The sequence below is a fragment of the Streptomyces sp. E-08 genome (genome assembly GCF_049913095.1).
Lineage (GTDB): Bacteria > Actinomycetota > Actinomycetes > Streptomycetales > Streptomycetaceae > Streptomyces.
Genome location: NZ_CP183971.1, coordinates 3,889,085 through 3,905,624 on the forward strand (window position 1 = coordinate 3,889,085; position 16,540 = coordinate 3,905,624).

Below are 16,540 nucleotides of genomic sequence, written 5' to 3' on the forward strand. Positions count from 1 at the left end.
GGTCCTACCGCTTGGCGTGGCGGCCGCGGGAGGACTGCGGGTTCGGGGTGCCGGGGGCGTCGTGGTCGCTGTGCGGCGGGTTCTTCTTCGCGTGGGAGCGGGCCCGGAGGAGCTCGATCGCGACCGGGACCACGGAGATCAGGACGATCCCGACGAGGATCAGCTCGATGTGCTTGTGCACGAACTCGACCTTGCCGAGGGAGGCGCCGAGCAGCGTCACGCCCGCGCCCCACAGCACGCCGCCGATGACGTTGAACGTGATGAACGAGCGGTAGTTCATCCTGCTCACGCCGGCGATGATCGGCGTGAACGTCCGGACGATGGGCACGAAGCGGGCCAGGATCAGCGACTTCGGTCCGTGCTTCTCGAAGAAGTCGTGCGCCTTCTCGACGTTCTCCTGCTTGAAGAGCTTGGAGTCGGGGCGCTTGAAGAGGGACGGGCCGACCTTGCGGCCGAACAGGTAGCCGACCTGGTCGCCGATGACGGCGGCCGCCACCACCAGGGTGCACACCAGCCACAGCGGCGTGTCCAGCTTGCCGGTGGTGACCAGCAGGCCGGTGGTGAAGAGCAGCGAGTCGCCGGGCAGGAAGAACCCGATGAGGAGGCCGGACTCGGCGAAGACGATGACGAGGACCCCGATCAGACCAAAGGTCCCGATCAGATAGTCCGGGTCCAGCCAGCTCGGTCCGAGGGCAAGCGTGTTCACGGGGTTCCGGGCTCCTGCGGTCGGTGGGGGCTTGGGGGACGGCTGGCCCCAAGCTATCAACGCGGTCCGGAGCCACCCGGTTCCACCCGGTCCCCACGGGATGCGGTCCCGGCCCGCCGGCCCGAGGCTTGGGGGTCAGGAGGTGCATGCCGATGGGCATCGACGAGTACGGGGGCGGCCAGGGGCCGCACTCCGACGTGCTGGTCGTGACGACGAACGACGTGCCGGGCTACCAGGTCCGGCAGGTGATCGGTGAGGTCTTCGGGCTCACCGTCCGCTCCCGCCATCTGGGCAGCCAGATCGGCGCGGGTCTGAAGTCGATGATCGGCGGTGAGCTGAAGGGCCTGACGAAGACCCTCGTGGAGACCCGCAACCAGGCGATGGAGCGCCTGGTGGAGCAGGCGAAGGCGCGCGGCGCGAACGCCGTGCTGATGTTCCGCTTCGACGTGACGGAAGCGGCGGACGTCGGCACGGAGGTGTGCGCGTACGGCACGGCGGTGGTGATCGAGCCGCGCGCCTGAACCGGCCGGTTTCCTCGCTCAGGCCGCCAGGCGGGCGGCGTTCGCCCGGACCGCCTCCCGCAGGTGCTCCGGGAGGCCCGGGTGGATCGACTCGTAGAACGCGTGGAAGTTCTCGTCGGCGACGTACATCTCGGTGAGCTCCACGTGGACCTTCGGGTGGCACTCGAAGAACCAGGTGGTGAGGTGGCGGCGGTGGGCCTCGGCGAGGTCCATCGCCTCCTCGGACCGGGGGTCCGCGCCCCCGGCCATCAGGGCCGCGTAGGCGGCGCCCCACGCGTCGACCTCGTCCTTCATCCGCTGCCAGTCCTCCTTGCCGTAGCCGGCGGCCCGCGCCTGGGCCTGCTCGTGGGAGTGGGAACCGCCCCAGCGGCGGGCGGACTCCTCCGCGAACCGCTCGGGGTCCTTGTCCCCGAAGACCTCGAACTTCTCCTCGGGCGTGAGGTTGATGCCCATCTTCTTCGCCTCCATGGCGTTCTCGACGGCCGCCGCCATCCTCTTCAGCTCGCCGATCCGCTCGGTCAGCAGCGTGTGCTGCCGCCGCAGGTGCTCCTGCGGGTCGGCGTGCGGGTCGTCGAGGAGGACGGCGACCTCTTCGAGGGGGAAGCCGAGCTCCCGGTAGAACAGGATCTGCTGGAGCCGGTCGAGGTCCGCGTCGTCGTAGCGGCGGTGCCCCGCCGTGCTGCGGCCGCCCGGCGAGAGCAGCCCGATCGCGTCGTAGTGGTGCAGGGTGCGCACCGTGACCCCGGCGAAGCCGGCCACCTGTCCTACGGAGTAGCCCATCGGCCGTCCGCCCTTTCTCTGTCGGTACGCCGTTCAGCCTGGGTCCTGACGCGACGTGAGGTGCAAGTCCCGGCCCGGGCGTTGTTCCGGGACCCACACCGGCGGCACTCAGGGTGTTGTGCGGCATTTGCTCACTTATGGTGGGGCGGTGGCCACCGATCATGCTCCGCCTCCCCCGGAGGCGTCCGCCCGGCTCCTGCTCCCCCAGATCCTCCCCGCGCTCGTCGTCGGGGTCGGGGCGAGCCTGCTGTTCCTCGGCATCAGTGTCCTCGCCGAGGAGTTCCAGCACGTGCTCTGGAACAACCTGCCGGACGCACTCGGCATCGGGAACTACTCCTCCCTCTGGATGATCACCATGCTCACGGCGACGGGCATCGTCGTGGGCCTCATCGTGTGGAAGATCCCCGGACACGCCGGACAGGACCCGGCCGAAGGAGGGCTGGGCGGACCGGCCCAGCCCGTGGGCGTGGTGCCGGGGCTGCTGCTCGCGACCACCTTCGTGCTGGCCGGCGGCGTCAGCCTCGGCCCCGAGTACCCGATCATCGCCTCCAACATCGCCCTCTTCTACTGGCTCGGCCGCAAGGTGGCGCCCACCGTGCCCGGCGCGGCCTGGGTCGCCCTCGCCTCGGCCGCCACCATCGGCGCCCTCTTCGGCACGCCGGTGGCGGCCGCCCTCGTGCTCTCCGAGGCCCTGACCCACCAGCCGGGCCCCGGCTCCCTCTGGGACAGGCTCTTCGCCCCGCTCGTCGCCGCGGGCACCGGCGCGCTGACCACCCAGCTCCTCGCCGAGCCCAGCTTCGACGTCGGCCTCCCGCCGCTGGACGACCCCGGCTTCGGCGACCTCCTCGCCGCCTTGGTGATCGCCTCCCTCGCGGCCGTCCTCGGCCTCGTCGCCTGCTACCTCTTCCCGTACGTCCACGGCGCCTTCCGGCGCCTGCGGCACCCCCTGGTGATGCTTCCGCTGGGCGGCCTCACCCTCGGTCTCCTCGGCGTCCTCGGTGGCCACCTGACCCTCTTCAAGGGCCTGGCCGAGACCAAGGACCTCACCGCCGGCATCGGCACCTGGTCGTCGGGCGAGCTGATGAAGATGGCCCTGGTCAAGATCCTCGCCCTGCTCGTCGCCTCCTCCTGCGGGTTCCCGGGAGGCCGGATCTTTCCCGCCGTCTTCATCGGCGCCGCCTTCGGCCTGTCCGCACAGGCCCTCGTCCCCGAGATCCCGCCGGCCGTCGCCGTCTCCGCCGCCGTCCTCGGCATCCTGCTCGCCACCACCCGGCAGGGCTGGATCAGCCTCTTCACCGGCGCCGTCCTCGCCTCCTCCCCGACGATGCTCGCCGTGCTCTGCCTCGCCTCCCTCCCGGCCTGGCTGATCGTCACCGGCCGTCCCCAGCTCGAACTCGACCACGAGGGCCACTCCCAGCACTGACCCCCACGACGGGGCCCGATCCCCCGCCCCGAGCGGGCCTCAGGACTCCTCGCCTCCACGGGCGAGCCGGAACCTCAGGACTCCTCGCCTCCACGGGCGAGCCGGAACCTCAGGACTCCTCGCCTCCACGGGCGAGCCGGAACCTCAGGACTCCTCCTCCCCGCAGGCGAGCCGGAACTCCGACCACCGCACCCCGTCCGCCGTCAGCGCGTACCGGCAGCGGGACCCCTCCCGCAGCAGGCCCAGCGGGGTGCGGCGGACGTAGTGGGTGCCGTCCTTCAGGTCCACGAAGGCACGGCCGCCGTCCGCGCTCCCGTACCCCGACAGCTCCCCGGCGATCTCCACCCGCCCACCGGGCCCCGGCACCGGCAGCCCCATCAGAGTGCGCGGCTCCCCGACCGGTCCCGTGGTCCACATCCGCTGCCAGCTCCTGCCCCCGTCCACCGAACGGTGCAGCGCCCGCATCCCGTTCTTCACGGGGTCACCGCCCGTCAGCTCCCCCATCTCCGCCGCGTAGACCGCGTCCCGGCCCACCGCCACCGCCGTGTACCGCGCGGGCCCCGTCACGGGGCTCGGCAGCCGCGCCACCGTCCACCCCCGGCCCCCGTCCCGGGAGACGGCGACCGCGGGCCGGCCGGAGAGCGGGTCCGTGCCCGAGACCCACCAGGACCCGTCGGGCTCCGGCTGCTCCGCCGGCCGGGGGTGCGCCCCGAGCAGCGGCATCCGGGCGAGCGCCCGGCGACGCCCGTCCCGCGGCGAGACCACCACGAGCCGCTCCCGCCGGCACGCGTCGGGCAGGGCCCCCGCCGGGGCGGCGCAGTCGGTGGTGAGCACCGCCCCGGCGGGTATCTCCGGGACCGTCCCGACCGTGCGCCGGTCACCCGCGCGCCAGCTCCGGCCGCCGTCCCGGGTGAACCAGGTCCGCCCGCCGGGCCCCGTGGCGCCCTCCTCGACCAGCGCCCGGCCGGGACCGAGCACCAGCAGGCTCGCCGAGACCCCTTGCGTCTCCGGTGTCTCCGGCAGCGGGGAGCGCCGCAGCACCCACTCCTCCGCCCCCGCGTCCCGCACCGCCACGTGGTGGCGGCAGAAACCGCTCTCCGGCGCCGTCGGTTCGCTCACGCACGCGGCGAGCAGCGCGAATCCGCTGCCGTCCCGCGCGAACCCCAGACCGTACGCCCAGCCGGGCAGCCCCGGCGCGGACGGCACCCGCGGCGGCGCCCCGAAGGCCCCCGAGCCGCCGGAACCCGACCCCGCCGAGCCCGCGCCCGCACCGCCGGGATCGGACCCCGTCCCCGTACACCCGCTCAACACCACCGACAACACAACCGCCAACACCAGCGCCACGACGGCGCCGGTCGCTCCCCCGAGCCTGCGCATCGCTCGATCCCCCTTGCCCCTCGGGCGGTCCGCGGTGAACCGCTGCTCTCAATACACCGCTCGCCGCCCCCGGGTTCCCACTTCCGCGCCGCTACTTCCCGAGCCGCCCGAACTTCCGTACCGCCAGTGGGAAGAACAGCACCAGGAGCACCAGCGGCCACACCACGGCCGCCGTGACGTACCCCGGCTCCCCTCCCGGATTGCCGAAGAGGTCACGCACCGCCGTCGCGGTGGCCGACATCGGGTTCCACTCCACGACCGTGCCGAGCCAGCCCGGCATCGAGTCCGGCGAGGCGAAGGCGTTGGAGAGGAAGCCCACCGGCCAGACCAGGATCTGCACGGCCTGCACCAGCTCCGCCCGCCCCGCGACCAGGGCCAGGAAGATCCCGATCCACAGCATCGCGAAGCGCAGCAGGAGCAGCAGCCCCAGCGCCCCGAGGGCGGCCGCGGGGCCGCCGTCCGCGCGCCAGCCGATCGCGTACCCCACGCCGACCATCACGAGCAGCCCCACCGCCGACTGGAGCATGTCGGCGGCCGCCCGCCCCACGAGCACCGCCCCGTCGGCCATCGGCAGGGACCGGAACCGGTCGATCACGCCCTTGTCGAGGTCCCGTGTCACCGCCGTCATGGTGCCTTCGAGGCCGAACACCATGGTCAGGGTGAGCATCCCCGGCACCAGGTAGTCGACGTAGTCGCCCTCGACGGTCCGCCCGCCGCCGGCCAGGTAGCCGAACATCAGCAGCATCATCACCGGGAAGACGAGCCCGACGAGGACCTGCACCGGCTGCCGCGCCCAGTGGGCGAGTTCCCGCCGGGTCATGGTCCAGCAGTCACCCACCACGTGCGTCGCCTGCGTCGCGTGCGTCGCGCTCATACCGCGACCTCCTTCGAGTGCGCCGTCAGGTGCAGGAACACCTCGTCCAGGGTCGGCCGGCGCAGGGCGATGTCCTCCGCCTCGATGCCGGCCTCGCCGAGCGCCCGGACGGTCTCGGCGAGCGTGACCATCCGGTCCCTGACCGGTGCGCTGATCCGCCGCCCTTCGGCGTCCACGCCCACCTCGGCCCGCGGCACGGGCAGCAGCCCGGCCGCCTCGTCGAGCCGTGCCGCGTCCCGGACGACCACGTCGATGCGGTCGGCGCCCACGCGCGCCTTGAGCCCGTCGGGCGTGCCGTCGGCGACGACCCTCCCCCGGTCCACGACCGAGATCCGGTCGGCGAGCCGGTCGGCCTCCTCCAGGTACTGCGTGGTGAGCAGGACGGTCGTGCCCCCGCCGACCAGCGAACGCACCGAGTCCCAGACCTCCATGCGCCCGCGTGGGTCGAGTCCGGTGGTCGGCTCGTCGAGGAAGAGCACCTCGGGCTCGGTGATCAGCGAGGCCGCCAGGTCGAGCCGCCGCCGCATGCCGCCGCTGTACTGCCGGACGGGCTTGCGGCCGGTGTCCGCGAGGCCGAAGCGCTCCAGGAGCTCGTCGGCCCGCGCTCCGGCGCCCCGGGCGCCCAGGTGGTGGAGCCTGCCGAACATCTCCAGGTTCTGCCGGCCGCCCAGCTCCTCGTCGAGGGCGGCGTGCTGTCCGAGCAGCCCGATCCGCCGCCGTACCTCCCGGGCTCCGGTCCGTACGTCGTGGCCCGCGACCCGCACGAGGCCCTCGTCGTGCCGCAGCAGGGTGGCCAGGATCCGTACGGTCGTGGTCTTGCCCGCGCCGTTGGGGCCGAGCAGGCCGTGGACGGTCCCCTGCCCGACGGCCAGGTCGAGCCCGTCCAGGGCGTTCTTCTCCCCGTACCGCTTCCGCGCGCCCTCCACGAGGACCGCTTCCAATGCCATCCGTTTCCTCCCTAAAAACCCGTAGTCGCCGTAATCAAATTTGACCAGTTGCCGATGACGAAGGACGGTATGCCCCACCCAGGCATTAATCAAACTTGATTAGCTCGCGTACGGGTTCTCCTCGCCCTCCGCGAGCACCCCCACGAACGGGTCGCCCTCGCCCGCGAACACGTACGCCCCGCCCTCGATCCGCTCGATCAGGCCGAGCGTCCACTCCTTGCCGGCGTCCGCCGAGTGGACCCACATGTGCATGATCTCGCCGATATGCCCGAGCTGCTCCGGGCCGCCCTCCGGCGTGTAGTACCCCGTGACCGCCGCCCGCCACTCGTCGAGCGCCCGCACCCGCCGGCGCAGCAGCTCCGCGGCCTCCTCGCGGGGCAGGTCCACCATGAAGCCGATGGCCGCCGACAGGACGTCCATCTTCTGGTCGTACGTGGTCAGCGACTCGCGCAGCAGCGCGAAGTACTCCTCCGTACCGCGCTCCGTCAGCTCGTACTCGACGCGCGGCGGGCCGCCCACGGCGCTCGGCGCGACCTCGTGCGCGTGCAGCAGTCCCTGCTTGGCCATCTGCTTCAGCGCGTGGTAGATCGAGCCGGGCTTGGCGTGGGACCACTCGTGCGCGCCCCAGTACTCCAGGTCGTTGCGCACCTGGTAGCCGTGGGCGCGGCCGTGCTGCTTGACCGCGCCCAGGACGAGAAGTCGGATCGCTGACATGCCTCGATGCTAGTCAGCCTTGACTAGGCGAGGGCCTTCTCCTCCGCGATCAGGTCGAAGGAGCCCTTGCCGTCCAGGGACTCGCGGACGATGTCCGCGTGGCCCGCGTGCCGGCCCATCTCCTGCACCAGGTGCAGGAGCATCCAGCGCACCGACACGCGCCCGTCCTTCGGGAACCACGGCGCGGTCGGCAGCGGGAAGGTGTCGTCCAGGCTCGGCGCCGAGCGGACGAAGGCCTCGGTCTCCTTCGCGACGTCATCCCAGAACGCGAGGATGCCGGGGATCGTCTCGTCGTCCACGAGCCGGAAGGCGTCGCCCCAGGTCTCCTCCGTGCGCTGCCGCTCGTTCGGCTGCTCCTGGGCCATCCGGAGCCAGCCGAGCTCGACCTCGGCGACGTGCTTGGCCAGCCCGGAGAGGCTGAGCTCGCTGGCGCTGGGGCGGCTCGCCGCCTGCTCCTCGGTGAGGCCGAGGAGCGAGCGGCGGACCGCGGCGCGCTGGACCTCGATGAAGTTCAGGAACGCGCCGCGCTCGTCGCCGTGGGCCTCCGTGGGAACAAGGGCAACCATGATCTCCGCCTTACGTAGCTGTAGCTTCTCCGACAACCACCACGCTACGGACCCTTGCGGACATCTTCTGTCCGCAAGTAGGTCCGGATCAGAACGGGAAGCGGCTGCGGCCGTGCTGGATCGAGATCCACTTCTGGGTGGTGAAGGAGTCCACCATCGCCTCGCCGTTGAGCCGCCCGACGCCCGAGTGCTTCTCGCCGCCGAAGGGCACGATCGGCTCGTCGTGCACGGTGCCGTCGTTGATGTGGATCATGCCGGTGTGGATGCGCTTGGCGACCCGCACGCCCCGCTCGACGTCCCCGGTGTGGACGGCGCCGCTGAGCCCGTACGGGGTGTCGTTGGCGATCCGTACGGCCTCCTCCTCGCCGTCGAAGGGGACGATCAGGGCGACCGGGCCGAAGATCTCCTGGCTCAGGACCGGGGAGTCGGCGGCGATGCCGGTGAGGACGGACGGGGAGACGAGGTTGCCGTCGACCGTGCCGTGGAGCAGCGCCGTCGCGCCGGCCGCGACCGTCTGGTCGACGACCGAGGAGACGGCCTCCGCCTGCTGGGAGTTGATGAGGGGGCCGATGTGGGTGGCGGGGTCGGCCGGGTCGCCGACGCGCAGGGTCTTCACCTTCGCCACGAACTTCTCGGTGAACTCCTCCTCCAGGGTGCGGTCCACCAGGATGCGGTTGGCGGCCATGCAGACCTGGCCCTGGTGCACGAAGCGGCTGAAGACGGCCGCGTCCACCGCGTAGTCGATGTCGGCGTCGTCGAGGACGATCAGGGCGCTGTTGCCGCCGAGTTCGAGGACGGCGTGCTTGAAGTTCTGTGCGCAGACCGTGGCGACGTGCCGGCCGACCTTGTCGGAGCCGGTGAAGGAGATGACCTTCGGGACCGGGTGGGTCAGGAGCGCGTCGCCGATCTCGGCGATGTCGGTGACGACGACGTTGAGCAGGCCGGCCGGCAGACCGGCCTCCTCCAGGACCTTCGCGACCAGCGTGCCGCCGCAGATCGGGGTGTTCTGGTGCGGCTTGAGGACGACGGCGTTGCCGAGCGCGAGCGCGGGCGCGACCGACTTGATGGAGAGGAGGAAGGGGAAGTTGAAGGGAGAGATGACACCGACGACGCCGACCGGGACGCGGTAGACGCGGTTCTCCTTGCCGTCGACCGGCGAGGGCAGGATGCGGCCCTCCGGGCGCAGCGCCAGCTGGACCGCCTCGCGCAGGAACTCCTTGGCGAGGTGCAGCTCGAAGGCCGCCTTGAGGCGGGTGCCGCCCAGCTCGGCGACGATCGTCTCGGCGATCTCCTCCTCGCGGTCCTCGACGATCCGCAGCGCGCGCTCGAAGACGAGCCGACGGGTGTACGGGTTGGTCTCGGCCCACGCGGTCTGGGCGCGCTCGGCGGCCCGGTAGGCGCGGTCGACCTCACCCGCGGTGGCGACGGTGATCGAGGCGAGCTTCTCCCCGGTGTACGGGTTGAAGTCGATGATGTCCCACGAACCGCTGCCGGGCTTCCACTCGCCGTCGATGTACTGGTGGGCCAGGTCGGTGAAGTGCGACATGGTGGAGACCCCTCTACCCGCTACCTGCAGTGCGACTGATGTGGCGTCATCGTACTGATGTATCAGGAGAGTTGAAGGAGGCCTCGGAGAAGGTCCCGGCTTTCGGCCGGATCCGGCCCGTCCTTCTGGAGCTTCTCCATAACCCGCTGGTACTGGGAGACCTCCTCGCGCTTGTCGAGGTAGAGGGCGCTGGTGAGCTGTTCGAGGTAGACGATGTCGGAGAGGTCGGACTCGGGGAAGCTCAGCATCGTGAAGGCGCCGCTCTCGCCGGCATGACCGCCGAAGCTGAAGGGCATGATCTGGAGCGTGACGCCCGGGTGCTCGGAGATCTCGATGAGGTGCCTCAACTGCCCCTGCATGACCGACCGGTCGCCGTAGGGGCGGCGCAGCGCGGCCTCGTCGAGGACGGCGTGGAACTGCGGGGCGCGCTCGGAGACGAGGACCTTCTGGCGCTCCAGGCGCAGGGCGACGCGGCGGTCGATCTCGGCGCGCGGGGCGTCGGGCATGCCCCGGGTGACGACGGCCTGGGCATAGGCCTCGGTCTGCAACAGGCCGTGGACGAACTGCACTTCGTAGACGCGGATGAGGGAGGCGGCGCCTTCCAGACCGATGTACGTCTGGAACCAGCCCGGCAGGACGTCGCCGAAGCTGTGCCACCACCCGGCGACGTTCGCCTCGCGGGCGAGTCCGAGGAGCGCGCCGCGCTCGGCCTCGTCCCCGACCCCGTAGAGGGTGAGCAGATCCTCGACGTCCCTGGCCTTGAAGCTCACCCGTCCCAACTCCATACGGCTGATCTTGGATTCGGACGCGCGGATGGAATACCCGGCCGCCTCGCGGGTGATCCCGCGCGACTCGCGCAGCCGCCTCAGCTGGGAGCCCAGCAGGATGCGCCGCACCACGCTCCCGCTCGCTCCGCTCGATTCGCCTGCGGTCACGGCTCTTCGCCTCCCCTTTACGGTGTCGAGCCCCCGTCGAGCCCCGGATTCTGCCATCAAACGCTTCAGCGCGTACACATTCGATTACGGAAAGGCGGCGACTTCCGGGCATCGGCGCGCACATCACGGGCACAGTGCGTGCCGATCCGGGGAAGTTCGCCTCATCGTGTGGACGACTTATGCATAGATTCGGCACGTGGACGGACAGGTCCGGCGCGTGCACGTGCATCTGCCCTTGCATCCAGTGGGCGCATTCGGAACCATGGGGCCCGCGCAGCCGCGTACTCGTTCGTGTTGTCGTGTTGTCGCACCACAGTCGCGATTCCCGGGAGTGCCTCGCATGGGGACGAATGGATCGACCGTGCTCGAGCCGTTACGGCAGGGCCTGCCGCCGATCGATCCCGGCGCCGTCTCCACCTCCGCCTCCTGCGCCCTGCCCGCCCGGTACGAAGCCGTGCGCGGGGCCCGCAAGTTCACCAGCACCACGCTCGACCGCTGGGAACTGTCGGAGCGTTTCGACGACGTGGCCCTGGTCGTCTCCGAGCTCGTCACGAACGCGCTGCGTCACGCGGTGCCCGCCGACGCGCCCCAGGAGGAAGGCCAGAACCCACCGGTCCGGCTGCATCTGATGCGCTGGGCCTCGCGCCTGGTGTGCGCCGTGCGCGACCCCAGCCGCGAGAGCCCGGAGGCGCGCGGCGGCGAGGAGGACTTCGCCGCCGAGTCGGGGCGGGGTCTGTTCCTGGTGGACTCGTTCAGCGACAGCTGGGGCTGGCACCCGCTCGCCGGGACGCTCCAGGGCAAGGTGGTGTGGGCGCTGTTCCGGATCGGACCGGAGTAGCGCCGAAGAAGCGCCGAAGACAGGAGAAGGGCCCCGACGGCAACCGTCGGGGCCCTTCTCGCGTCTCAGGTGTCGTCACACGAGGTGGTCGAACTCTCCGTCCTTGACACCCAGCAGAAGCGCCTCGATCTCCGCTGGCGTGTAGACGAGCGCGGGCCCGTCGGGGTGGCGCGAGTTCCGTACGGCGACGTTGCCCCCCGGCAGCTTCGCGAACTCCACGCAGGATCCCTGGGAGTTGCTGTGCCGGCTCTTCTGCCACACGACTCCTCGCAGCTCCGTGGCCGCCATGCCGTTGTACGCGTGATGCGCATGATGCACTGGTAGCTCCCCGAGTTGCTTGGTGCAGGTGTCAACTTCCTCGGATCATAGCTGTGTTCATATGCCGATGCATGAGCAGATGCACGTGCACAAGGGGTGGCGTAGCGACTACGCGACAGAGAGTTCTACCGGTGGGTAGAAATCCGCCTGACGGGCCATCACCGGAGGTCAGGCCCTCCGGCGCGGCGTACGGCCGGCCGGCGCGGAAGGGCCTGCGGGTGGTGACGCGACGGAGAGCGTCAGGGCGCCTCGCGCCGTCCGTAGCGCTTCTCGAAGCGCTCGACGCGACCGGCCGTGTCCAGCACGCGCGCGGTGCCCGTGTAGAAGGGGTGGCTCGCCGAGGAGATCTCGACGTCGACGACGGGATAGGTGCGGCCGTCCTCCCACTCCACCGTCTTCTCGCTGCTGAGCGTGGAGCGGGTGAGGAAGGCGAAGCCGCCGGCCTTGTCGCGGAAGACGACGGGCTCGTACGTGGGGTGGATGGCGGGCTTCATGGGGGTCAGCGCTCCTCTCGGAAGTCGACGTGCCGGCCGGCGACCGGGTCGAACTTGCGCAGGGCGAGGCGGTCGGGGTCGTTGCGGCGGTTCTTGCGGGTGACGTAGGTGAATCCGGTGCCGGCGGTGGACCGGAGCTTGACGACGGGGCGGAGCTCGTTGCGTGCCATACCGCGGAGGGTAAACGAAAATGAATCCCATTGCCAACAACTTTCGAGGGTGGGGTACGGGGCGGCGCGCGCCCCTCAGTCCCCCAGGGCCGCCAGGCGTACGCCCGCGCGGTCGTAGAGCGTGACGGTGGTGATCGCGCCGCCGCCCGGACCGGTGCGCGCGTACCAGACGCCCCAGCCCGGACGGCCCGGCAGTTCGAGCAGGGTGGCGCGGACGGTGCGCCCCCCGGAACCGGTCAGTTCGACGCGGCCCGCCGAGCGCGTCCCGTAGTAGAGCCCCGAGTGGAAGGCGCCCGCCGGACCGCCCTCGCTCTGGTAGGTGACGCCGGGCTGCGCCCGGTCGATGTTGCCGTCGGACACGCCCCGGAAGTTCTCCAGGCCGTCCGGGTCCTTCCAGTGCTTGCCCTCCTCCGTCAGCCACACCGTGTATCCCTGCCCGCCTGCCACCCGCTCGCCGGAGCGGACGGTACGGATCGGGTCCGGGGCCCGCGTGGTCCGGACGGCAGTCGGCGGGGCGGCCACGCGCGCGGGCTCCGGCGGGGACGACCGTACGGGGACGAGGGCGACGACCGCCGCCACGGCCGTCGCCGCCCCGAGCACCGAGAGCGCCGCAAGGCCCGCCGTCCGGCGCCGCCGCCGCGCCCGGCCCGCGCGCCGCACGGCGGCCAGCGGCACCGGCCCCGGGGTGACGTCGAGAGCCGCGCGCGCGAAGGCGGCCCGGACGTCGCCGTCGGCAGGACCGGACGCGGACGGGCATGACGCAAACGGATCCGACGCGGACGGGCCGGACGCGGACGGGCCGGGCTCCGGCAGGGGTGTGGAGTTCATCGTCGGGCTCCGGAGGAGAGGGGGAGGGAGGGTACGGGCGCGGCCGGGACGCCGGCGAGCCGGGGATGGGCGCGCAGGGCCGCGAGGCCGCGCCGGGCGTGCGACTTGACCGTGCCGAGCGAACAGCCGAGCACGCTCGCGATCTGCGGCTCCGTCAGGTCCTCCCAGTAGCGGAGCACCATCACGGCACGCTGGCGGGCGGTGAGGTCCGCGAGGGCGGCGAGGAGCGCCGTACGTTCCTCGACCGCCTCCGCGTGGCCCGCCGAGGTGTGGCGGAGCGGCTCCGGCAGGACCGGCGTCAGGAGGTGGACGACGCGCTTCCGGCGGATCCTGCTCAGGTTGTTGTTGATCAGCGCGCGGCGCACGTAGAGGTCGATCTCGGCGCGGGGAACCCGCCGCCAGCGCCCGTAGACCTTGGCCAGCGTCGTCTGCACCAGGTCCTCGGCCTCGTGGAAGTCCCCGGTCAGGAGCTGCGCCGTGCGCACCAGCCGGGGCCAGGCGGCGACGGCGAACTCGGCGAAGCCGTCGTCCTCGGTGGCGGACTCCTGCGGCACGGTGTCGGACCTCGCGATCTGTGGGGGGTTCGAAGGGGTGGGGCCCGCCCCGTGACGGGCCCCACGCGGTGGCGAACGCCTGGGCGTTCGCCGGGTCAGAACGTGCGGCCCGGCAGGTCGGCCAGACGCTTGCCCGCACGGTCGTAGAGCGCGACGGACGGGCTGCTCTTGGACGCTCCCGTGTGGGTGTACCAGACACCCCAGTCGGGGTGTCCCGGCAGGGCGACGAGCGTGGCGACGGTCTTGTGGCCCTCGGCGTCGGTCAGTTCGACGCGGCCCGCCTTCTTCGTCCCGTAGAACAGGCCCGAGTGGAACGCGCCCGCCGGGCCGCCCTCGCTCTGGTGGCTGACGCCGGGCTGCGAGCGGTCGATGTTGCCGTCGACGACGCTGCGGAAGTTCTCGAAACCGTCCGGGTCCGCCCAGTGCTTGCCGTCTTCCGTCAGCCACACGGTGTAGCCCTGTCCGGCGTCGACCCGCTCGCCGGAGCGGACGGTACGGATCCGGGCCGGGGCCTGAGCCGCGGCGGCGGGTGCGACATGGGCGGCGGCGGAGGCCTTCGCCGGGGCGGGCGCGGCGGCCGGCGTGGCGGGGGCCCCGGCCGCGCCCACGGCCGACGGTGCCGCGATCAACGCGGCGGCCACGACGCCGGCGGCCGCGAGCAGGTACTTCTTCATCCGGTTGCTCCTGGGATCTCGTGGGAACACGACCGTTCGCGTTCCCCGTCCCTTTCAACTCCTCCTCGTGCGCCGCCGGATGACACGCCGTCGAAATCCGTGGCGCGGCACGCACGTCGTCAGCGGCGCCGCCTCGACTCCGTCAGGGCCGTCGTCAGCTCCTCCAGGCAGCCCAGGAGCAGGACGGCGCCCTTGGCGAGCAGGAAGTGATCGGGTGGTGCCGCGGACCAGGCGGTGACCGTCTCGCGCAGGTCGTCCCAGTGCGGCTCCCTGCGCTCCCGCACCTCCTTCGCGCCCCGCTCCGTCGACCGGCGCAGGGACTCGGCGAGGGCAGCGGCGGCGGGCACGGGCGGTGCGCCGCGCTCCGGCAGGTGCGCCTCCAGGAGCATCGCCACCCGGCCGAACTCCGCGAGCGCGTGCTCGGCCTGCTCCACCGCCGCGTGCGAGAGCCCCCGGTGCCGCACCGGTTCGTGGGTCGCCCGGGCCACCGCCTCCTGCCAGGCCACCCGGGCCGTGCGGGTCCTCAGGAGCGCCTCCCGTACGTCGGGGCTGGCCGGCCCGGCCGGATCCGCGTACCGGGCGCTGACGACCGCCGCGTACGCGCCGACCGCCGCCAGCCAGTCCGCGAGCCGGCCGCGAAGGCGGGGCGTCTCCCAGGCCGGGTAGACGGCGTACGACAGCATCGCGAGGAGCCCGCCGAGCAGGGTCAGCAGCACCCGGTCCCGCACGGTCTGGCCCAGGCCCGCGCCGGCCATGCCCAGCAGGAAGACGACGTACGCGGAGACGAAGACCTGGGCGGCCGCGTACCCCGTCCGCATCAACAGGTACATCCCGAAGGCGCACACCACCGCGAGCGCGGCGGAGAGGTACGCGCCCGGGTGCGCCGACTGCACGACCGCCGTCGCGAGCGCCACGCCGACCAGGGTGCCGCCGAAGCGCGCCACCGCGCGCGCGTACGTCTGCGAGAAGTCCGGGCGCATCACCATCACCGAGGCCATCGGCGCCCAGTAGCCGTGACCGAAGGGGAGCCGGCCGCCGAGGAGATAGCCCGCGGCCGTGACGGCGGAGACGCGGACGGCGTGCCGCAGGACCGGGGAGTCGGGGCGCAGCTCGGCGCGCACCTTCGCGAGGACGACGGGCGCGAGGCCGACGAGGGTGGGGCGGGGCCGGTGCGGACCGTGTTCCGCCCCCGTCGGCTCCGTACGCACCTCCGTCGGCTCCGTACGCGGCTCCGCCGTCTCCACCACGTCGCCGAGCAGCGCCGCCAGACGCAGGGCCGCCCGGCGGGACGGGCCCCTGAGGATCGCGCCGGTGTCCGGGGTGCGGAGGGCGGCGAGCGCGGGCGGAGGCAGGGTGACCGGTTCGCCGTGCCGGATCGCGTGCGCCGCGGCGTCCAGGACCTCCCCCGCCGCGCCGAGCAGCTCCCGCACCCGGGCCCGCTCGGGTCCCTCCTCCGGGACGCCGACGGCCGGGTCCGCGAGCGAGGCCAGGACGGGACGGATGCGTTCCGCGAGGCCGCGCGCGCCGTGCAGCTCCGCCGGGCGGGTCCGGGCCTGGCGGGGCGTCACGGCGGCGGCGTTGCGGGCCGTCATGAGCGGGACGGGGTCGAACGGGGCGACCGGGTCGTGGCGGAGGCGCCGGGCGTAGTCCGCCTCCGCGGCCAGCGCGTCCGCGAGGGCGTCGCGCTGGGCGCCCCAGCGGCGGACAGGGAGGAGGACGACGAGGGCGGCCTGGACGACACCGCCCGCGAAGATCACGGCGGCGTGGCCGGCGGCGGTGGCGACGGAGGTCGGCAGGGTGACCGTCACCAGCATGATCGCCACGTTGGAGGAGGCGATGATGCCGGCGGTCGGGCCTGCGGCCCAGGCGAGACCCGACAGGAACGTCCAGAGGAGCAGCAGGGCGAGGAAGAGGACGGTGTGGGCCCCGGTGAGATAGCCGAGGAAGGTGGACACGGCGAGGCTCGCGCCGGAGGCGAGGGCGAGGGTGGGCCTGGGCCGCCAGGAACGCTGGAAGGTGGCGATGGCCGCCTGGAAGGCGCCGAACGCGGAGGAGGCGGCGACGGCGGGGCCGAAGAGGGCGAGGGAGAACCCGACGACGAGGGCGAGGCCGAGGGCTCCGCGGGCGGCGATGACGGGTTCGAGCCGCCGCCGCTCGACACTGAGTCCGGAGCGGGCGGTCTCCTTCAGCGCCCGGAGCCAGCTCATGAGCAGAGCGTATCCGCGAACCCCCACGAACCGGTCATTTCACCTACCGGGGCGGGCCTGTCGGCGCC

General features: G+C 72.4%; 19 protein-coding genes. 3 read left to right on the top strand and 16 right to left on the bottom strand.

Annotated features, from left to right (window positions below; genetic code table 11):
* Positions 1-4: 4 nt before the first annotated feature.
* The gene (locus ACN9MM_RS17715) at positions 5-706 is read right to left on the bottom strand and encodes a DedA family protein (RefSeq protein WP_426364526.1); all 702 of its coding nucleotides are present in this window, start codon (positions 704-706) and stop codon (positions 5-7) included.
* A 152-nt stretch (positions 707-858) separates the two neighbouring features.
* On the opposite strand from ACN9MM_RS17715, the gene ACN9MM_RS17720 reads away from it, so the two are divergent.
* Positions 859-1,227, top strand: a complete 369-nt coding sequence (locus ACN9MM_RS17720) for a YbjQ family protein (protein ID WP_382869482.1) — start codon at positions 859-861, stop codon at positions 1,225-1,227.
* A gap of 18 nt (positions 1,228-1,245) precedes the next feature.
* Here ACN9MM_RS17720 and ACN9MM_RS17725 read toward each other — a convergent pair whose 3' ends face one another.
* A complete protein-coding gene (locus ACN9MM_RS17725; RefSeq protein WP_426364527.1) occupies positions 1,246-2,007 on the bottom strand; it encodes a MerR family transcriptional regulator in 762 nt (253 codons plus the stop codon).
* A 148-nt stretch (positions 2,008-2,155) separates the two neighbouring features.
* Here ACN9MM_RS17725 and ACN9MM_RS17730 point away from each other — a divergent pair, with 148 nt between their 5' ends.
* Positions 2,156-3,430, top strand: coding sequence for an ion channel protein (locus ACN9MM_RS17730; RefSeq protein ID WP_426364528.1), 1,275 nt, complete (start codon positions 2,156-2,158; stop codon positions 3,428-3,430).
* 144 nt (positions 3,431-3,574) lie between these two features.
* Here the strand turns inward: ACN9MM_RS17730 and ACN9MM_RS17735 are convergent, their stop codons facing one another.
* The 7 genes from ACN9MM_RS17735 to ACN9MM_RS17765 form a co-directional block, all read right to left on the bottom strand.
* The gene (locus tag ACN9MM_RS17735; RefSeq protein ID WP_426364529.1) at positions 3,575-4,636 is read right to left on the bottom strand and encodes an exo-alpha-sialidase; all 1,062 of its coding nucleotides are present in this window, start codon (positions 4,634-4,636) and stop codon (positions 3,575-3,577) included.
* Between the two features lie 262 nt (positions 4,637-4,898).
* On the bottom strand, positions 4,899-5,681 hold the full coding sequence (locus tag ACN9MM_RS17740; RefSeq protein WP_426364530.1) for an ABC transporter permease: 783 nt from the start codon (positions 5,679-5,681) through the stop codon (positions 4,899-4,901).
* The gene (locus tag ACN9MM_RS17745) at positions 5,678-6,628 is read right to left on the bottom strand and encodes an ATP-binding cassette domain-containing protein (RefSeq protein WP_426364531.1); all 951 of its coding nucleotides are present in this window, start codon (positions 6,626-6,628) and stop codon (positions 5,678-5,680) included. The genes ACN9MM_RS17740 and ACN9MM_RS17745 overlap by 4 nt, the downstream gene beginning before the upstream one ends.
* Positions 6,629-6,727: 99 nt before the next feature.
* Entirely contained in the window at positions 6,728-7,342 is a 615-nt protein-coding gene (locus tag ACN9MM_RS17750; RefSeq protein ID WP_426364532.1) for a PadR family transcriptional regulator, read from the bottom strand.
* Positions 7,343-7,365: 23 nt separating this feature from the next.
* Positions 7,366-7,908, bottom strand: coding sequence for a DinB family protein (locus ACN9MM_RS17755; RefSeq protein WP_426364533.1), 543 nt, complete (start codon positions 7,906-7,908; stop codon positions 7,366-7,368).
* A gap of 88 nt (positions 7,909-7,996) precedes the next feature.
* Positions 7,997-9,454 (bottom strand): aldehyde dehydrogenase family protein, encoded by a 1,458-nt coding sequence (locus ACN9MM_RS17760; protein ID WP_426364534.1) that lies wholly within the window; start codon positions 9,452-9,454, stop codon positions 7,997-7,999.
* Between the two features lie 62 nt (positions 9,455-9,516).
* Positions 9,517-10,389, bottom strand: a complete 873-nt coding sequence (locus tag ACN9MM_RS17765; protein ID WP_426364535.1) for a helix-turn-helix domain-containing protein — start codon at positions 10,387-10,389, stop codon at positions 9,517-9,519.
* Positions 10,390-10,729: 340 nt separating this feature from the next.
* On the opposite strand from ACN9MM_RS17765, the gene ACN9MM_RS17770 reads away from it, so the two are divergent.
* On the top strand, positions 10,730-11,227 hold the full coding sequence (locus ACN9MM_RS17770; RefSeq protein ID WP_383691007.1) for an ATP-binding protein: 498 nt from the start codon (positions 10,730-10,732) through the stop codon (positions 11,225-11,227).
* A 75-nt stretch (positions 11,228-11,302) separates the two neighbouring features.
* Here the strand turns inward: ACN9MM_RS17770 and ACN9MM_RS17775 are convergent, their stop codons facing one another.
* The 7 genes from ACN9MM_RS17775 to ACN9MM_RS17805 all read right to left on the bottom strand — a co-directional run bounded on the left by ACN9MM_RS17775 (position 11,303) and on the right by ACN9MM_RS17805 (position 16,472).
* Positions 11,303-11,515: a DUF397 domain-containing protein gene (locus ACN9MM_RS17775; RefSeq protein ID WP_030219358.1), complete on the bottom strand. Its 213-nt coding sequence runs from the start codon at positions 11,513-11,515 to the stop codon at positions 11,303-11,305.
* Positions 11,516-11,784: 269 nt separating this feature from the next.
* Entirely contained in the window at positions 11,785-12,039 is a 255-nt protein-coding gene (locus ACN9MM_RS17780) for a type B 50S ribosomal protein L31 (RefSeq protein ID WP_426364536.1), read from the bottom strand.
* A 5-nt stretch (positions 12,040-12,044) separates the two neighbouring features.
* Positions 12,045-12,209, bottom strand: a complete 165-nt coding sequence (gene rpmG / locus ACN9MM_RS17785) for a 50S ribosomal protein L33 (protein ID WP_030694602.1) — start codon at positions 12,207-12,209, stop codon at positions 12,045-12,047.
* 75 nt (positions 12,210-12,284) lie between these two features.
* Positions 12,285-13,037: a hypothetical protein gene (locus ACN9MM_RS17790; RefSeq protein ID WP_426364537.1), complete on the bottom strand. Its 753-nt coding sequence runs from the start codon at positions 13,035-13,037 to the stop codon at positions 12,285-12,287.
* Positions 13,034-13,591, bottom strand: coding sequence for a SigE family RNA polymerase sigma factor (locus ACN9MM_RS17795; protein WP_426364538.1), 558 nt, complete (start codon positions 13,589-13,591; stop codon positions 13,034-13,036). Before ACN9MM_RS17795 ends, ACN9MM_RS17790 begins: the two co-directional genes overlap by 4 nt.
* A gap of 95 nt (positions 13,592-13,686) precedes the next feature.
* A complete protein-coding gene (locus tag ACN9MM_RS17800) occupies positions 13,687-14,265 on the bottom strand; it encodes a hypothetical protein (protein ID WP_426364539.1) in 579 nt (192 codons plus the stop codon).
* Between the two features lie 119 nt (positions 14,266-14,384).
* Complete coding sequence (locus ACN9MM_RS17805) at positions 14,385-16,472, bottom strand: FUSC family protein (protein ID WP_426364540.1); 2,088 nt, start codon at positions 16,470-16,472, stop codon at positions 14,385-14,387.
* Positions 16,473-16,540: the final 68 nt, after the last annotated feature.